13 protein-coding genes, 1 tRNA gene and 4 pseudogenes are annotated in these 14,002 nt (G+C 59.3%); 10 read left to right on the forward strand and 8 right to left on the reverse strand.

Annotated elements, in window-relative coordinates:
• Positions 1–30 precede the first annotated feature (30 nt).
• Positions 31–1,221, forward strand: a complete 1,191-nt coding sequence (locus LIW51_RS05425; RefSeq protein WP_227376199.1) for a helix-turn-helix transcriptional regulator — start codon at positions 31–33, stop codon at positions 1,219–1,221.
• A gap of 116 nt (positions 1,222–1,337) precedes the next feature.
• Positions 1,338–1,412: transfer RNA gene (locus LIW51_RS05430), tRNA-Glu, on the forward strand.
• Between the two features lie 164 nt (positions 1,413–1,576).
• Here LIW51_RS05430 and LIW51_RS39860 read toward each other — a convergent pair.
• From LIW51_RS39860 to LIW51_RS05445, 4 genes and pseudogenes are all read right to left on the reverse strand, one after another.
• Positions 1,577–1,876 (reverse strand): annotated as a pseudogene (locus LIW51_RS39860) (DUF7344 domain-containing protein).
• 295 nt (positions 1,877–2,171) lie between these two features.
• Complete coding sequence (locus tag LIW51_RS05435) at positions 2,172–2,405, reverse strand: bacterio-opsin activator domain-containing protein (protein ID WP_227376200.1); 234 nt, start codon at positions 2,403–2,405, stop codon at positions 2,172–2,174.
• 159 nt (positions 2,406–2,564) lie between these two features.
• Positions 2,565–3,239 (reverse strand): class I SAM-dependent methyltransferase, encoded by a 675-nt coding sequence (locus LIW51_RS05440; RefSeq protein ID WP_227376201.1) that lies wholly within the window; start codon positions 3,237–3,239, stop codon positions 2,565–2,567.
• Positions 3,240–3,386: 147 nt separating this feature from the next.
• Positions 3,387–4,130 carry an Lrp/AsnC family transcriptional regulator gene (locus LIW51_RS05445; RefSeq protein WP_227376202.1) on the reverse strand — a complete coding sequence of 248 codons (744 nt, stop codon included), beginning with the start codon at positions 4,128–4,130 and terminating at the stop codon, positions 3,387–3,389.
• A gap of 144 nt (positions 4,131–4,274) precedes the next feature.
• Here LIW51_RS05445 and LIW51_RS05450 point away from each other — a divergent pair, with 144 nt between their 5' ends.
• The 3 genes and pseudogenes from LIW51_RS05450 to LIW51_RS39045 all read left to right on the forward strand — a co-directional run bounded on the left by LIW51_RS05450 (position 4,275) and on the right by LIW51_RS39045 (position 7,970).
• A complete protein-coding gene (locus tag LIW51_RS05450; RefSeq protein WP_227376203.1) occupies positions 4,275–4,640 on the forward strand; it encodes a hypothetical protein in 366 nt (121 codons plus the stop codon).
• 91 nt (positions 4,641–4,731) lie between these two features.
• Positions 4,732–5,413: pseudogene (locus LIW51_RS05455) on the forward strand (potassium channel family protein).
• Positions 5,414–5,635: 222 nt separating this feature from the next.
• Positions 5,636–7,970: pseudogene (locus LIW51_RS39045) on the forward strand (amino acid permease).
• Between the two features lie 58 nt (positions 7,971–8,028).
• Here LIW51_RS39045 and LIW51_RS05470 read toward each other — a convergent pair.
• A complete protein-coding gene (locus LIW51_RS05470; protein ID WP_227376205.1) occupies positions 8,029–8,367 on the reverse strand; it encodes a hypothetical protein in 339 nt (112 codons plus the stop codon).
• Between the two features lie 44 nt (positions 8,368–8,411).
• Here LIW51_RS05470 and LIW51_RS05475 point away from each other — a divergent pair, with 44 nt between their 5' ends.
• The 4 genes from LIW51_RS05475 to queC are packed head-to-tail and all read left to right on the forward strand — an operon-like array spanning position 8,412 to position 10,569.
• On the forward strand, positions 8,412–8,570 hold the full coding sequence (locus LIW51_RS05475; RefSeq protein ID WP_227376206.1) for a hypothetical protein: 159 nt from the start codon (positions 8,412–8,414) through the stop codon (positions 8,568–8,570).
• A 52-nt stretch (positions 8,571–8,622) separates the two neighbouring features.
• The gene (locus LIW51_RS05480) at positions 8,623–9,060 is read left to right on the forward strand and encodes a 6-pyruvoyl trahydropterin synthase family protein (protein WP_227376207.1); all 438 of its coding nucleotides are present in this window, start codon (positions 8,623–8,625) and stop codon (positions 9,058–9,060) included.
• Positions 9,061–9,062: 2 nt separating this feature from the next.
• Positions 9,063–9,833 (forward strand): 7-carboxy-7-deazaguanine synthase QueE, encoded by a 771-nt coding sequence (locus LIW51_RS05485; RefSeq protein ID WP_227376208.1) that lies wholly within the window; start codon positions 9,063–9,065, stop codon positions 9,831–9,833.
• A gap of 4 nt (positions 9,834–9,837) precedes the next feature.
• Positions 9,838–10,569, forward strand: coding sequence for a 7-cyano-7-deazaguanine synthase QueC (queC, locus tag LIW51_RS05490; RefSeq protein ID WP_438267356.1), 732 nt, complete (start codon positions 9,838–9,840; stop codon positions 10,567–10,569).
• 3 nt (positions 10,570–10,572) lie between these two features.
• Here the strand turns inward: queC and LIW51_RS05495 are convergent, their stop codons facing one another.
• From LIW51_RS05495 to LIW51_RS05505, 3 genes are all read right to left on the reverse strand, one after another.
• Positions 10,573–11,478, reverse strand: coding sequence for a DMT family transporter (locus tag LIW51_RS05495; protein ID WP_227376209.1), 906 nt, complete (start codon positions 11,476–11,478; stop codon positions 10,573–10,575).
• A 78-nt stretch (positions 11,479–11,556) separates the two neighbouring features.
• Positions 11,557–12,243, reverse strand: a complete 687-nt coding sequence (locus LIW51_RS05500) for a CPBP family glutamic-type intramembrane protease (RefSeq protein WP_227376210.1) — start codon at positions 12,241–12,243, stop codon at positions 11,557–11,559.
• Positions 12,240–12,530, reverse strand: a complete 291-nt coding sequence (locus LIW51_RS05505) for a DUF5789 family protein (RefSeq protein ID WP_227376211.1) — start codon at positions 12,528–12,530, stop codon at positions 12,240–12,242. The genes LIW51_RS05500 and LIW51_RS05505 overlap by 4 nt, the downstream gene beginning before the upstream one ends.
• A gap of 646 nt (positions 12,531–13,176) precedes the next feature.
• Here LIW51_RS05505 and LIW51_RS39050 point away from each other — a divergent pair.
• Positions 13,177–13,990, forward strand: a pseudogene (locus tag LIW51_RS39050) (cell division protein CdpA domain-containing protein).
• The last annotated feature ends 12 nt before the right edge of the window (positions 13,991–14,002 follow it).

Genomic DNA, 14,002 nt, shown 5'->3' on the forward strand with positions numbered 1-14,002 from the left:
TTTATATCCGGGCATGGACGAATTAGGTACATGAGACGGCTCCTGGCTGTCGGCCTCGTTACGGTGCTGCTCATCGGGTCGTTTCCCGCTCTCGGGACGACTCAGAGTAGTAGCCAGGCAACTCCACAGACGTTCACCACTCCTCAGGAGTTCGACGACGTCGAATTTCACATCACTATCTACAGAGATTACTCCGCACGCTGGACGTTCCGATACGAGAAAACGCTGAACAATGACAGTGAGCGACAACAGTTCCAGCAGTTCAAAAAGGAGTTCAACAACGGAGAGACGGAACTATACGCGGATTTCAAGAATAATGCAGGAAATCTCACCGAAACGGCGACCAACCGGACGGGCCGGGGAATGGTCGCGAAGAACTTCTCGAAACGGGCCTACGTCGGCGGCGGCGGCCTGAATCAAGACGCGCAGCGAGGCGTCGTGGAGATGTCGTTCCGCTGGACATCATTCGCATACAGTGACGACGGGTACTACGCTATCGGCGACGTGTTCACGGGGGGACTCTACCTCGGAGAACATCAAACGCTCGTCATCGAACCCGCGAACGGGATGAAATTCGACTCTGCGGAACCGCAGGGAAACAAGTTTCATAAGACGGGTCAATCACTCGCGGAGAGCGAAACCGTCTCATGGACGGGGCCGCGCGAGTTCAACGACCAACGACCGATGGTTCGGTTTACGCCCCCGCCGGACGACGAGATGTCGACCACGACCACCTCCCCGCCGAACGGTGGAGATAACCCAGGTGACGGTGACGAGCAACCCACCGATTCGCCGATGATGCTGTTCGTCGCCGCCGTGGTCGTGCTCATCGGCTTGGCCGCGGTGTTCGCATGGCGACAGGGAGGTTTCGGCTCGCTTTCGTCCTCGCCGAGCAATCCCGGCGGCGGTGGGGGCGGTAGCGGCGGTGGCGGTTCCGCACCGGCGACGTCGAGCAGCAACTCCGCCGAACCTGCGGTGAGTGACGAGGAACTACTGACCGACGAGGCACGCGTGAAGAAACTGCTCCGCGAGAATGGCGGGCGGATGAAGCAGGTGAATATCGTAGATGCGACCGGCTGGTCGAAATCCAAGGTGAGTATGCTCCTCTCGGAGATGGAAGACGACGGCGACATCAGTAAACTCCGGGTCGGCCGCGAGAATATCATCAGCCTCGACGGTCACGAACCGGACGCCGCCGGGTCGCCACTCGACAGGGAGTGACTCGTTTCCCGACGGTTCGAGCGCGAATACGCGTCGCGCTCCTGAATGTGCCAATTCGGGTCACAGCGTGGCGAAAGCGCAACTGTTAAACAGTCCCTACGAGTAGCGAAAAACGCGCTCCGTTGGTGTAGTCCGGCCAATCATCTTGCCCTCTCACGGCAAGGACCAGGGTTCGAATCCCTGACGGAGCACTCATTCTTACACCGTCTCCTGGTTTTGAGCTGTGACATAGGAGAATCAGTATGCCACTACAGGGCAATCACGTAATTCGGACGACTCCACCACGCCTTATAGCGGGAAGACTCCGAAAGAAACTATTTCAATCGAGTCATGGCCGTTCTACGATCTTGGCGACCTAGAGAATGGCGTCAAACTTTGGCGGTGCCTCGGTGAGTTCTATCGTCCCCGCCTCAGAATCGTACTTGATGTACTCTGCTTCAGATACTTTTGGTAAATCAGTGTGCAGGAGCTCGACTTCGATTCGGTCGAATTTTTCCTTGGGAATGGATACTAATGCATGGTCAGTTTCTCACTCAGCAACTTGCTCTGTGACCTCATATACGGTGACCGGCCCCTCTTGTTGTTCAAGATAGTACAATGCGTACCGTCGCCGTTGTTTTCCGAGGAGGTCAAAGACTCGATCTAACGATACCATCGCATCCTCTAGCTCTTCCAAAATGATAACGATTATGTCACGGATGCTCACCGGATGAAGTCACCGTTGCCGACGCGCATCGCAGCTATTAGGGACTCAACAGAGTGTAGGAATCGTACTGAGAAGTCGATTTGCACCGCGAGCCTTGGTAGTTAAACTCGGTTAGTGAAACGACTAAACCGCATACCGAACAAAGACATACACTCTGCAGTTAGATCACCACCATCTTCTGATCACTCGGAAGGTGAGAACACGAGTCGACATTCCACCTCCGTTTGGATAGTGAGATGTTCTCTTAGAGCTCCTCGTAGTCGTCGGGTTTCACGATGTTCGTAGTGGATGGATCGTCTTTCACTGCCGTTTCGAACGTGGTGTAGTCGCCGCCCCGAACCCAGAAATACGGCATCAGTCGAGTCTTGTCGTGAGCGACAACTCGCTCAATGTCGACTATCATCTCGGGAACTGCTTCTAACGTCTTTGACAGTGCAAGTGCGTCAGCTTGAACCGAAAATTCAGCGATAACACTCATATTCGTCTATTGGCACAGTACGAATAAGAATATATCCTCGATAGCCGAACCAATTCACAGGAGAAGGCAGCGAATGCCCTGACGGAGCAGCTAATCTCCCCACTAGCCCATATGTTTAGTTCTGCCACAGCGGAGAACGACCGATTAAAATTTCGGGTGTTACTTCTCAGGTTTCCGACCGATGAGGGTCACTTGCTGAAACCGAAAGAGATACTTTGCAACGGCGGTCTTCACCTTAGCCTTGAGCGGGCCGCTTACGTCACCGATCCGTGTTTCTCTCGCTTCGAAGTGCGAAATATCGAAACCTGCTCTACCGACCGTAGAGCGGACTTGTGACGGCGCGAAATGGTACGGATGTAATCGGTCGACACACCCCATCCGCCGACGTACCGCACTCGGGAGGGAGAAGCAGTTGGCGTCGAGGTAGAGTTCACCCCCCAGCTGCACGACCCGGTACATCTCGTCGATCGCCCCTTTCGGGTTTCTCATGTGGTCGATGACGTTGAACGTCCATACCGCGTTGAACGTGTTCGCTGCGAACGGGAGTCGTTCTCCGACTCCTGTGATAAGGTGCGCGTCGCTATCCTCGATGACGTCGAGGAAATCGTTCGTAAGCGGGTCGACACCGACCGCGTAGCAATCGATAGGTAACGTGTGAACCACGCCGGTTCCGGAGCCGACGACGAGGATCTTCTCGTTTGCGAACGTCGATATGTCGATGCCGAACTCGCCTTCGAAATACGCACGGATATCGCTTGCATCCCACGTTTCTTCGTGAGCCCAACTTTCGGATTCACCCGCTTGGGCTCGTTGCCAGCGTTGGAGGCTGACCATGTCTCTCGTCAATACGTTCTCGGTATTGACTCTTATCGCTACCACGAATACGATAACAATCGGGTCGACAGCAGTCATACTCCACTTCGTCGTTCGTACGTTCGATACTGCTGCCAGTGATTCGATACCGAAGCGACGATCGAATCGTCACTCCCCCACGAACTCCCGCAGAACGTCCTGCGAAACGCCCCCTCTGGAGAAGACTGTCACGACATCGTCGGGCCGAATCCAAGTACTTCCTTTCGGAGTGAGAACCGAATCGTCGCGCTCGATCGCGATTACGAGGAGTTCGTCGCCGATCAACCCTTCCCGTCCCGCCTCTTTCAGCGTCTTATTGGCGATCGGTGCATCGGAGTTGATCACCAACTCGACGACGTCCGCCTCGCCGGAGAGACTGACGAGGTCGGTCATCGAGATGTGACCCTGTCGTTCGTCCGGCCCGAACTGGTGATAGGGATGGAATCGCTCGTTCTGGATGAGGTTCTCGTTCTCGATTTCGAGTCCGCGATTCGAAAGCTCGTTGGCGATACGGGAGAGGTCGCTCGTATCCTCGCTCACCGCTTTGACCTGTAGATTTCCTCGTCCGGTCATGAGTTCGCGGACGTTTATGACGCCGGGGATTTCGAGGATGCCTTGCGCGAGTCCCTCCCTACTCGGAACCTCCGCCGTGCAGGTGAACAGACTTGTCAGCCTCCCATCGACGCGCTCGAAATCGATGTTCGTGTGGAATCCGGTGATAATTCCGTGCTCTTGCATCTTCTGCACTCGATTTCGTATCGTCCCAGCCGAGACGCTCACCTCGTCCGCTATCTGGGGTGCGGAGGTATCCCGAGCATTCTGCATCAGTCGGTAGATGATCCGCTTATCGATTTCGTCGAGCCGATATCCCATAGCTAGCTCTAATCAGAGACACGCTAAACCGTTTTTCGTCCCGATTCCCGTTCGGTAACCGATACGGCCGTACAGTCGATTCGCCCACTATCGATGGTGAGGATATGGGTAGTCGCCCCTCGGAGTTGCACCGAATTTTTCTCCGTGAAAGAGATCGAAACAGACGGGTACGCCGGAATATTACTCCCTGACTCGACCGAGAAACGACCAATGAAGCAAGGGTTCGTCGCTCGCAATCGAACGTTCGATTCGTACGCGGTAGAGGTACGATCCGTGCGGGCAGTCATCGCAACCGTCGGCGCAGGGTGGTTCTTCGTTACCAGCGTGTATCCGTACCGCTCGCTGATGCCAACTATCTCTTCATCAGTCCATTTTTTTAATCAGTTCCACTGCGGGCAGTCGACCGTCGAGGAGGGTTTGGGCGTAGCTGACGACCTCCCGAAGCGTGACATCGTCGAGAGTGGCCAATTCCTCCACTATCGATCGGGGCAGGTCGTTATTGGAGCCTGAATTAACGTGCACCAGATTGGTCTTCGTCACGGCTACTTATATACTCAGTTGAGCAATCCTATATACGTCCAGCGAGTAGGGCGCTACAGGGATGTATCTCATAATCGTCGGGGCGGGAAGCATCGGGCGTCAATTGATCGCGCTCGCCGCGCAACAGCAAAACGACGTCGTCGTCATCGAGAAGGATTCGAACGTCGCAGAGATCGCGGCGGCGAACTACGATTGTTTGGTCATCAACGACGATGCGACCGTCACCGATATGTTAGAGGAAGCCGGCGCGGAGCAGGCCGACGCGATCATCAGCACGATCGACGAGGACGCGATAAACATCATGGTGATGCTGCTCGCTCAGGAGCTCGAAATCCCGTCGCTCGTCTCGGTCGTCCACAACGAGGAGCACATGGAGGTGTTCCGCCAGATCGACGTGAACGTCATCGAGAATCCCCAACATCTCATCGCGGAGTACCTTTACCGCGCCGTTCAGCGTCCGTCCGTCAAGGGCTTCATGCACCTCGGGGACAGTGCGGAAATCTTCGAGATAACTGCCACTCGCGGGAGTGAAATCGCCGGAAAAACTCCTCGAAAGGCGGGAGAGATCGGTGCGTTGGACGAGGATATTCTCATCGTCGCAATCCAGCGCGACCGGACGGTCATCACTCCACGTGGTGAGACGGAAATTCGGGGGAGATCTCGTCACGGTGTTCTCGAAGCGGGGATTCGCGCCGGAGGTCATGGCGCTGTTCAGGGGGTCGGTAGGTGACCGTCTCCGGTAGAATGGTAAACCGAAGAGAATCACCGCGTTACGTTTTCACCAATCGGCGTCATTCCCTCGATGATCCGAAATTCAGCATTCGTCAATTCATTTAAGTGTCCAATTGATTTTTGAACATTCAAGATGCAGAGTAGACACGAATACCTAACGAACCACCGAGCGAAGGGTCGGTAAAGACGGAACAGACGGGGCGGAGGGGGTCGAAACGGAACTCTCGCGGGATATGAGCCTCTTCGATATCACGTTCATCGGCGTCGGCGCGATGATCGGTGCGGGCGTGTTCGCCCTGACCGGTTTCGCGGCGGGCATCGCGGGTCCTGCGCTCACTGTCGCATTCATCCTCAACGGGTTCGTCGCGATGTTCACCGCCGTCTCGTACGCGGAACTCGGCGCGGCGTTCCCTGAAGCAGACGGTGGCTATCTCTGGGTGAAAGAGGCGCTCGTCGATCCGAACGGCTTCTATGCCGGGTGGATGAGTTGGTTCGCCCACGCAGTAGCATGTTCGCTCTACGCTGTGACCTTCGGCACCTTCTTCGTCCATTTCGTCGAAATTCTGAACCTCGCTCACTTCCCTGCATTCGGCTTTGGTTTGCACTTCTACGAGAAACTCCTTGCCGTGCTGATGATTTCGGCGTTCGCGTACATCAACTTCCGCGGGGCCGAAGAGACGGGGAAGGCGGGCGTCATCGTCACCGCCATCAAGGTCGTCATCCTCGGTCTCTTCGTCGGCTTCGGCATTTGGGCGACCCTCCAACAACCAAACTGGACATCGAAGTTCCTCAACAGTCCGAGCTTCGCGCCCGGCGGCTGGATGGGTATCGTGGGTGCGATGGGATTCACCTACATCGCGTTCGAAGGATACGAAATCATCGTCCAGTCCGGCGAGGAAGTCGTCAATCCCGGAAAGAACGTGCCGAAAGCGGTGTTCTACTCGATGTACATCGTCGTTCCCATTTACGTGCTCGTCGCGTTCGCGGCTATCGGCGGCATTGAAATCACGCCACAACTCATCTCCGGCACGGCCATTCCAGATACTGCAAGTCCGTCGTTGCCGACGTGGGAAGCGCTCGGCTACATGGGTGAGTTGGGCATCATCAGCGCGGCGGGCCAGTTCGTTCCCTATGGCGCTCCCTTATTGCTGTTCGCCGGTCTGGCGGCAACGATGAGCGCGCTGAACGCGACGGTATACTCGTCCAGTCGCGTCTCATTCGCGATGGGTCGCAACCGTGCACTGCCCGGCATCTTCGACAGTATTCACTCGGACAAGCGAACGCCTCATTGGGCGATTCTCATCTCGGCGGTTCTCATCGCCGCGATGGCGGTCGCGTTCCCTCGAGAGCGTCGCTGCCTCGGCGGACATCATGTTCATCCTGCTGTTCGTGCAGGTGAATTGGACCGTCATCCGGATGCGCCAGACCCACCCCGACCTCCCGAGGACGTACACAGTACCGTTCATGCCGTGGCCGCCGCTCATCGGTATCGTCCTCCAGGTCTTCCTCACGCCGTTCCTCCTGCTCGAACTCGGACTACAGCCCGGCCTGACGGGACAGAACTCCCACGGATTCGTCGCACTCATCACGACCGCGGTGTGGATGCTCCTCGGGCTCGGCATCAACTACGGCTACTCGAAACAGCAAGAAGCCGAAAAGCTCGAAAAGGAGACACCGACCGTGATCTCCCCCGAACCGACTTCGTCCGCGGAGAACCAGATCGTCGTCCCCATCGCCAACCAGGAGAACGCGAACCAGTTGATGCGAACCGCCGTCGACCTCGCACGCGACGAAGAGACGTATCCGAACGGGGAGCTCCTCGTGATGAGCGTCGTGACGGTTCCGCAGCAGACACCGCTCTCGGAAGGGCGCGAGTTCGTGACGGACGAACCCGATGTGCTCGACGAAGCGATGGATATCGCCCGACAGGCCGACGTGCCGGTCAGCGGAACCATCCGAATCGGCCACGACGTGGCGCAGGCGATCCTCAACACCGTCGAGCAGTACGATAGCGACGTCGTGTTGATGGGCTGGAAAGGTCAGCACAAAACCCAACGCCGCGATATCGTCCTCGGTAGTAACGTCGACGAAGTCGTCCAAAACGCGAGGTGTGACGTTCTCGTAGAACGGATCGGGAACGACTTAGGCCAGGTCGAATCCATCCTTGTCCCGACCGCGGGTGGCCCTCACGCCGACTTCGCCGCCGACGTTGCCGATACCATCGCGCGCTCACAGGACGCACAGGTGGATATCGTTAACATCGTCGGATCCGACGCCGGTAACCGAGATCGCCGCGAAGCGCGGAAGATAGTCGAAAAGACGGCGGATAGATTCCAGAATCAACAGTCGGTTTCGGCGACCGTTCTCGAAGGCGACGACGTCGTCGAAACGGTCGTCGCTCGATCCGAATCGTACGACCTCACTATCGTCGGCGCGACGCGGGAAGGCTTGCTCCAGCAGTTCGTCTTGGGGGCGATTCCCGAACAGATAGGATGGAGTGCGAACGGCACCGTCATCATGGCGAAACGCAACCTCGGCATCGTCTCTCGCCTCGAACGGTGGCTGTGACCCGGCGAGCTAGTTTCAGTAACCATGGCAACCCCCTTAAAAGGTGGTTAGCGCACATTTACTCGGTCGCTTTCACGAGTATGTGGATGTCGGCGTTCGGGTTGTTTCTGTACGTCGGTGTCGGATTCGTTTTTCTGCGGGTCGGTCGCGGAAGCGCGCAGTACCCGTTCTTATCGGTAACTCGTGGCCCGATACTGAACGTCGTCGCCATCGTGTTCGCGGTCTCCGACTGTCTTTCGATGGCTCCTCTCATCGTCGCCACGACGGTTTCGGAGTTGAAATCGCACCGTTCAGTACGACAATCCGCGAACGTCGTCGTATTGCTAGCGAGTTTCATCGGTTTGGGTTTCGGTATCTCGATACTCAGATACACGCTTCCGATTACTCTGAAAGTCATCCGTAAACTCACGCCTCTTTGACGAAGGCAGACGACGGAAGCCGATGCTTGCATTTTCAACCATAAGCGACACCCGCGTAGCCGACGCAATTCGAATCATGCTCTCGGTACTCACCCCCATCCGGTCGGTGCTTCGCTCGGCCATCAACCTCGTCATCGCCATCATCACGCTTCCGCTTCGAATCCTGCGTCGGCTGCTGTAACCGGAACGTTCGCAGTAGCATTCTTTAAGTATTCTCTCGATAAGCTTCAGGTATGCCTGAGTCTATACTGGAATCACCGCCCGAACGAGCCCTTCACATCGGACGCGACCGACCGATTCGCATTAGTTCCGGACACAGACTGCTCCACCACGACGGAAAATGTAGCCGACCGCACGGCCACAACTACGAAATCGAGGTGACGGTCGTCGGTGAACTCACGGAGGAAGGGTGGGTCGTCGACAAGGGAGATATTACCGCAGTCATCTCCGAGTGGGATCATCGGTTCCTGCTGGAGATGGGCGACCCACTCGTCGAAGCGTTCGAGCGGAGCGGCGATTCGGACGCCATCGTCCTCTTCGACGCGCCGCCGACGGCGGAGGTGATGAGCATCGAACTCGAACGCCGACTCCGCAAGGAACTGCCGGACACGGTCTCCGATATCGCAGTACGGGTCAGCGAAACCGCGGAACTCTGTGGCGCCCCCGTCTGACCATGCCGGTGAACACCGACGTGAAGGCAAAGACTGAGACGGATTCCAGCGACCAGTCGCTCCCCGTCAACGAACTGTTCTACTCGCTTCAGGGCGAGGGGAAACTTGCTGGCACGCCGAGCGTCTTCGTCCGAACGAGCGGTTGTAACCTCCGGTGTTGGTTCTGCGATTCGTACCACACCTCGTGGGAACCGACCCACGCTCGGATGACGCTCTCCGAAATCGTCGCGAAGATCGAATCGCACGACGCGAATCACGTCGTCGTCACGGGCGGCGAGCCGTTGGTTCACGACGACTGCGTCACCCTCCTCGACCGACTCGCAGAGGCGGGCTATCACACGACGGTCGAGACGAACGGTACGATCTTCAGGGACGCGCCCATCGACTTGGCGAGCGTCAGCCCGAAACTCGTCTCCTCGACGCCGACCGCGGAAACCGACCCAAAAGGAGACGGCGAGTGGGCGTCGCGCCACGAAGCGCGCCGAATCGACGTGGAGGAGTTGGCGAAGCTCGTGGACGCCTACGAGACGCAGTTGAAGTTCGTCGTCACGGACGACTCCGACCTGCAAGAGATCGAGAAACTCGTTTCGAGGGTTCGCGACGCTACCGACACGGCCATCCGAGATACCGATGTGCTCTTGATGCCGGAAGGTGCGACCCGCAACCGATTGGACGAAACCCGCGAGCGAGTCGCCGAGTTGGCGATGGAGCACGGCTACAGATACACGCCGCGATTGCACGTCGACCTCTGGAACGACGCACCCGGAACCTGAACACATGACACGAAAAGAAACGACCGCGATACGAGGAGAGATGGACGAACCGTCGACGCCGAACTGGGCTGTCATCCTCGCTTCGGGCGGCATGGATAGCGCGACTGTGGCCTACGAAGCCCGCGAGAGGGGGTACGAACCGTACTTCCTGCACACCTCCTACGGCCAACGAACCGAGGGAAAGGAGTTCGACTGTGCCAAACGGCAGGCTGACGAACTCGATTCCGAGTTCCTCCGCGTCGAGACGAGTCATCTCGCCACCATCGGCGGGTCGAGCCTCACCGACGACGAGATGGCTGTCGAAGACGCGGATCTGGAGAGCAACGAGGTGCCGGACACCTACGTCCCGTTTCGGAATGCGAATCTGCTCTCGATGGCGGTCTCCTGTGCGGAGGCGAACGACTGCGACGCCGTGTTCATTGGCGCGCACAGCGAGGACTTCTCGGGATATCCCGACTGCCGACCCGCGTTCTTCGAGGCGTTCCAGCGGGTCGTCGACGTCGGGACGAAACCCGACACGACCGTCGAACTCGTCGCGCCGTTCGTCGAGTGGAGCAAGACCGACATCGCCCAGCGAGGGGTCGACCTCGGCGTTCCCTACGAACATACGTGGAGTTGCTATCGCGCGTCGGAACCCGCCTGCGGGACCTGTGACGCTTGCGCGTATCGATTGCAGGCGTTCCAGAACGTCGGCGTGCGCGACCCCATCAAGTACGAGGAGCGCCCCGACTACTGAGTATCAGCGTGCGGTCGACGTGACGTAGATTCCGCTGAGAACGACGAAACCACCGAGGACGGTGGCGATTCCCGGCACTTCGCCGAGGATGGCGAGAGCGAGGAGAGTACTGCCCACGGGTTCGCCGAGAAGGGAGACGCTGACGACGCTCGATTCGACGTACTTCAACGCCCAGTTGATGACCGTGTGGCCGAAGATACCCGGTCCGACGGCCATGCCGAGAAACAGAAGCCATTCGGTCGGTCGATAGGCGGTGAGCGCGACGGTCGCGTCGCCCGCCAGCGCGACGCCGAACAGGACGACGGTGCAGACGCCGTACACGACGGTCACGTACGGAACGAGCGAGACACGCTGGCGGAGCGACCGCCCCGCGAGGACGTACCCCGCCGCCGCGATTGCCCCCACAACCGCGAGTGCATTTCCGTAGAGCGGATTATCCCCGGTGACTGCGGCACCCGAAAGCAGGCCGCCGAACGACATCGCAACCATTCCGACGAGCGCGACGAGGATACCGACCATCGTTCGACGGGTGACTCGCTCGTCAAGCAGCGCCCACGCGCCGAACGCGACGAACAGCGGTTGCGACTGCACGAGCGTCACGGAGGCGGCGACCGTCGTCCACTCCAGACTCTCGAACCACGTGACGAAGTGGCAGGCGAGCGCGCCGCCGGTGACGATAGCGATGAGGAAGTCCCGGCGCGAGAAGGTTCGGAGGTCGGCCCGATAGCGCGTGACGGCGAGCGGCGCGAGCAGGAGCGTTGTGAAGAGCACCCGGTAGAACGCCTTGATGATGCTGGGCGCGTCGCTCAGTTCGATGAGGATGGCGCTCGTGCTCACGGCGACGATGGCGACGGCGAGGGCGACCATCGGGGGAACTTCGTCTTCGACCCGCTCGACCACGTGAAACATCACTCGTCAGGGACTGGTTTCGGCATCTGATTTAAAGTTCCGGGTGACGTCCGCAACGCACTCCCGGTTCCTATCCCGTCACAACGGAATTCGAAGCCACGAGAGCCAGTCGACCACCGTCTCCGGGCGAACGAGCGGGTCGTGAAGCACCAGCCAATCGAGGAGGACGAGACCGAGTCCGTGTGCGACGACGGAGGGTAGCAACGAATCGCAGTCGTAGTCCACCGCGCCGAAGAGCACGTCGGTCGGTCCCGAGAGAAGGAGTTCGATGGGTGGTTTGCCGAGGTGGTGGAGGGCGTACACGATCGGGCTGATGAACACGCTCTTGAACCCAACTTTCCGCACGCCGACGCAGAGCAGACCGCGGTAGTACGTCTCCGCGGCGACGACGACGGCGAACTGCTTTGCGGCGTGCGGGAGGAAACTCCCGAGTTCGGCGGTCGTGCTCCACATCGGATAGTAGGTTCGAATCGACGGGAGCGACGACCCGACGACGTAGAACGGAACCACGAACGCCGCGAGAACGACCGTGTTGCGGATCGCTTTGCGGTCGATTCGATAGCCGAGATGGCGTCCGTGGGTCACCGCCAGCACACCCGGAATCGCCACGTACAGCGTCACGTCGCGGATGACCCGCGCGTTCAAACTGTTGCGCGGAATCTCCCACCATGACCACGCGACCGTCAGCGCCGCACCGACGAGCAGCGATAACTGCACCCACGTCAGCCCGAACGTCCGCCCTTCGACCGACCGGGCGACGTTCACGAATCGTCTGCGGTCGGAACCGGCCCCGTGCCGCCGGCGTCCCGAACCTCCCGCGTGAACTCGTGTTCGCTCTGGAAGTACGTCTCGTCCACGTCTTCGAGTACGTCCGAGAGTTTCCGCGGGCCGTCGGGGGTTCGAACCGTCTGGTCGCCGACCTTCCGAACTATCTCGCTCTTCTGAATCGGCCAGAACAGTCGGGAGGAGAGGCGCGCGACCGGCGCGCCCTCGACGCGCTCTCGCTCGCCGAGTTCGACGGCGGGGCCCTCGTCTTCGTTGTCGTCAGCCATACTCGCCCGTTTGACACCCCGGGGATTAGGCTTTTCGACACGGCCTTTTGCTGCGGTCGGGTGCTGAGACGAGCGCCGCGCGTCGCTCGTCTCGGCCTGCCTCCCTGGCAAAAGCTCGACCAAAAGCGCTCCTCACCCCTTCGGGGGTTCGTCGGCCCGGAAAATCTTCGATTTTCCGGTGAGTGGGCTAGCCTCTGGCGGTTGTGTTACCTGCCACAGCGCGGCGACAAGCCGACCAATCGCTTTCAGGACGCATCAGGGAGCAGGCTGAGCCAGTGGTCGGCAAAGCCTGCTCCCACGCGCGGAGGACTGGGGCCTCGCGGCTCGTCGTGCGATGGTCGCACAACGAACCGCATTGCGGTTGCGGTATTTTGCCCTAGCGACTCCTGCTGTGCAGTGCTGGTTTCAGCAACTCCCGCGGTGTGGTGGCTGAACCTAGCGACTCCTGCGTGGCGGTATCGGCCTTAGTAGTTGGGTCGGAACGAACCACTCAGATTCGGTCGAAACCGAGCAAATCAATAACTAATTTGACCGATCGAAGACGCCGCCACAGCACTCTTTTTAGTGCCGATTTCGTGCCGAACCGTCCTCTTCGTGATAATTGTCTGACGCAGTAGTTTAGTAGGTGGCCTTCAATGACGGATACATGACAAGCCTCGGGGAAACCTACGAAGGGCGCGACGGGGTCAAGAAGCGCCCGAAGCGCCTCTACCTCGGCGTCGGCCTGTTTCTCGCCGGGTCTCTGCTCGTCGTCGTCGCCATCCTCGCGGCGACGACGAGCCTCTTTTCGGCGGTCGGCTTGGACGTCTACGGCCCTCGAAAGCTCGCGGGCATCACAGCCGGTTTGGGCGTTCCGGCGGTGTTCGTCGGCATCTTCGCCGTCCTCCCGGCGACGAGCAACCGCGTCCGCGCGGCGGCGGCCATCGGATCGAGCATCTCCGTCCCTCGGCGTCGGGATGTTCTGGTACGCCTATCCGCTCCACTGGGCCCAACACGGCGAACACCTCACCTTCCCTGTCGTCGCGGTCTACTTCCTCGGCCTCGTCGTCACGTTCTGGTGTCTGTTCACCGCCGTCGTGAACTTCAAGACGCGCAACGACCCCGGCGGAACCGTCACGATGGAGGTCACGCGCAAGGGCGAGACGAAGGTCGTGGAGGTCGAACGCTCGCGCGGATTCGGCAGCATCGGCGTCTTCGGCGACCAACCGGACGGCGAGATCGGCGCGGCGAGCGACCCTGTGAGCGACGGAGGTGCGACGAACGACGACATCACCTCGCCGATCTCCCCGCAACGCGAACGACCGCCCGAAACGACAGCCACGGCGACCGACACATACTGCGGGAACTGCGCCCACTTCGATTACGTCCGCACCGACGACGGGATGACCCCCTACTGCGGTCTCTACGACCGGCGGATGACCGATATGGACGCCTGCGACCGGTGGACGCCGAATCGCTGACGCCGACCATCG

Source organism: Haladaptatus halobius (genome assembly GCF_020618475.1).
In the GTDB taxonomy this organism is placed as follows: Archaea; Halobacteriota; Halobacteria; order Halobacteriales; family Haladaptataceae; genus Haladaptatus; species Haladaptatus halobius.

Bases quoted from the DNA above. Each gene is read 5' to 3' on its own strand.
- LIW51_RS05505 (WP_227376211.1), bottom strand. From the start codon at position 12,530: ATGGCTGACGACAACGAAGACGAGGGCCCCGCCGTCGAACTCGGCGAG.
- queC (WP_438267356.1), top strand. From the start codon at position 9,838: ATGACACGAAAAGAAACGACCGCGATACGAGGAGAGATGGACGAACCG.
- LIW51_RS05435 (WP_227376200.1), bottom strand. From the start codon at position 2,405: ATGAGTGTTATCGCTGAATTTTCGGTTCAAGCTGACGCACTTGCACTG.
- LIW51_RS05480 (WP_227376207.1), top strand. From the start codon at position 8,623: ATGCCTGAGTCTATACTGGAATCACCGCCCGAACGAGCCCTTCACATC.
- LIW51_RS05445 (WP_227376202.1), bottom strand. From the start codon at position 4,130: ATGGGATATCGGCTCGACGAAATCGATAAGCGGATCATCTACCGACTG.
- LIW51_RS05495 (WP_227376209.1), bottom strand. From the start codon at position 11,478: ATGTTTCACGTGGTCGAGCGGGTCGAAGACGAAGTTCCCCCGATGGTC.
- LIW51_RS05475 (WP_227376206.1), top strand. From the start codon at position 8,412: ATGCTTGCATTTTCAACCATAAGCGACACCCGCGTAGCCGACGCAATT.
- LIW51_RS05485 (WP_227376208.1), top strand. From the start codon at position 9,063: ATGCCGGTGAACACCGACGTGAAGGCAAAGACTGAGACGGATTCCAGC.
- LIW51_RS05440 (WP_227376201.1), bottom strand. From the start codon at position 3,239: ATGGTCAGCCTCCAACGCTGGCAACGAGCCCAAGCGGGTGAATCCGAA.
- LIW51_RS05470 (WP_227376205.1), bottom strand. From the start codon at position 8,367: ATGACTTTCAGAGTAATCGGAAGCGTGTATCTGAGTATCGAGATACCG.
- LIW51_RS05425 (WP_227376199.1), top strand. From the start codon at position 31: ATGAGACGGCTCCTGGCTGTCGGCCTCGTTACGGTGCTGCTCATCGGG.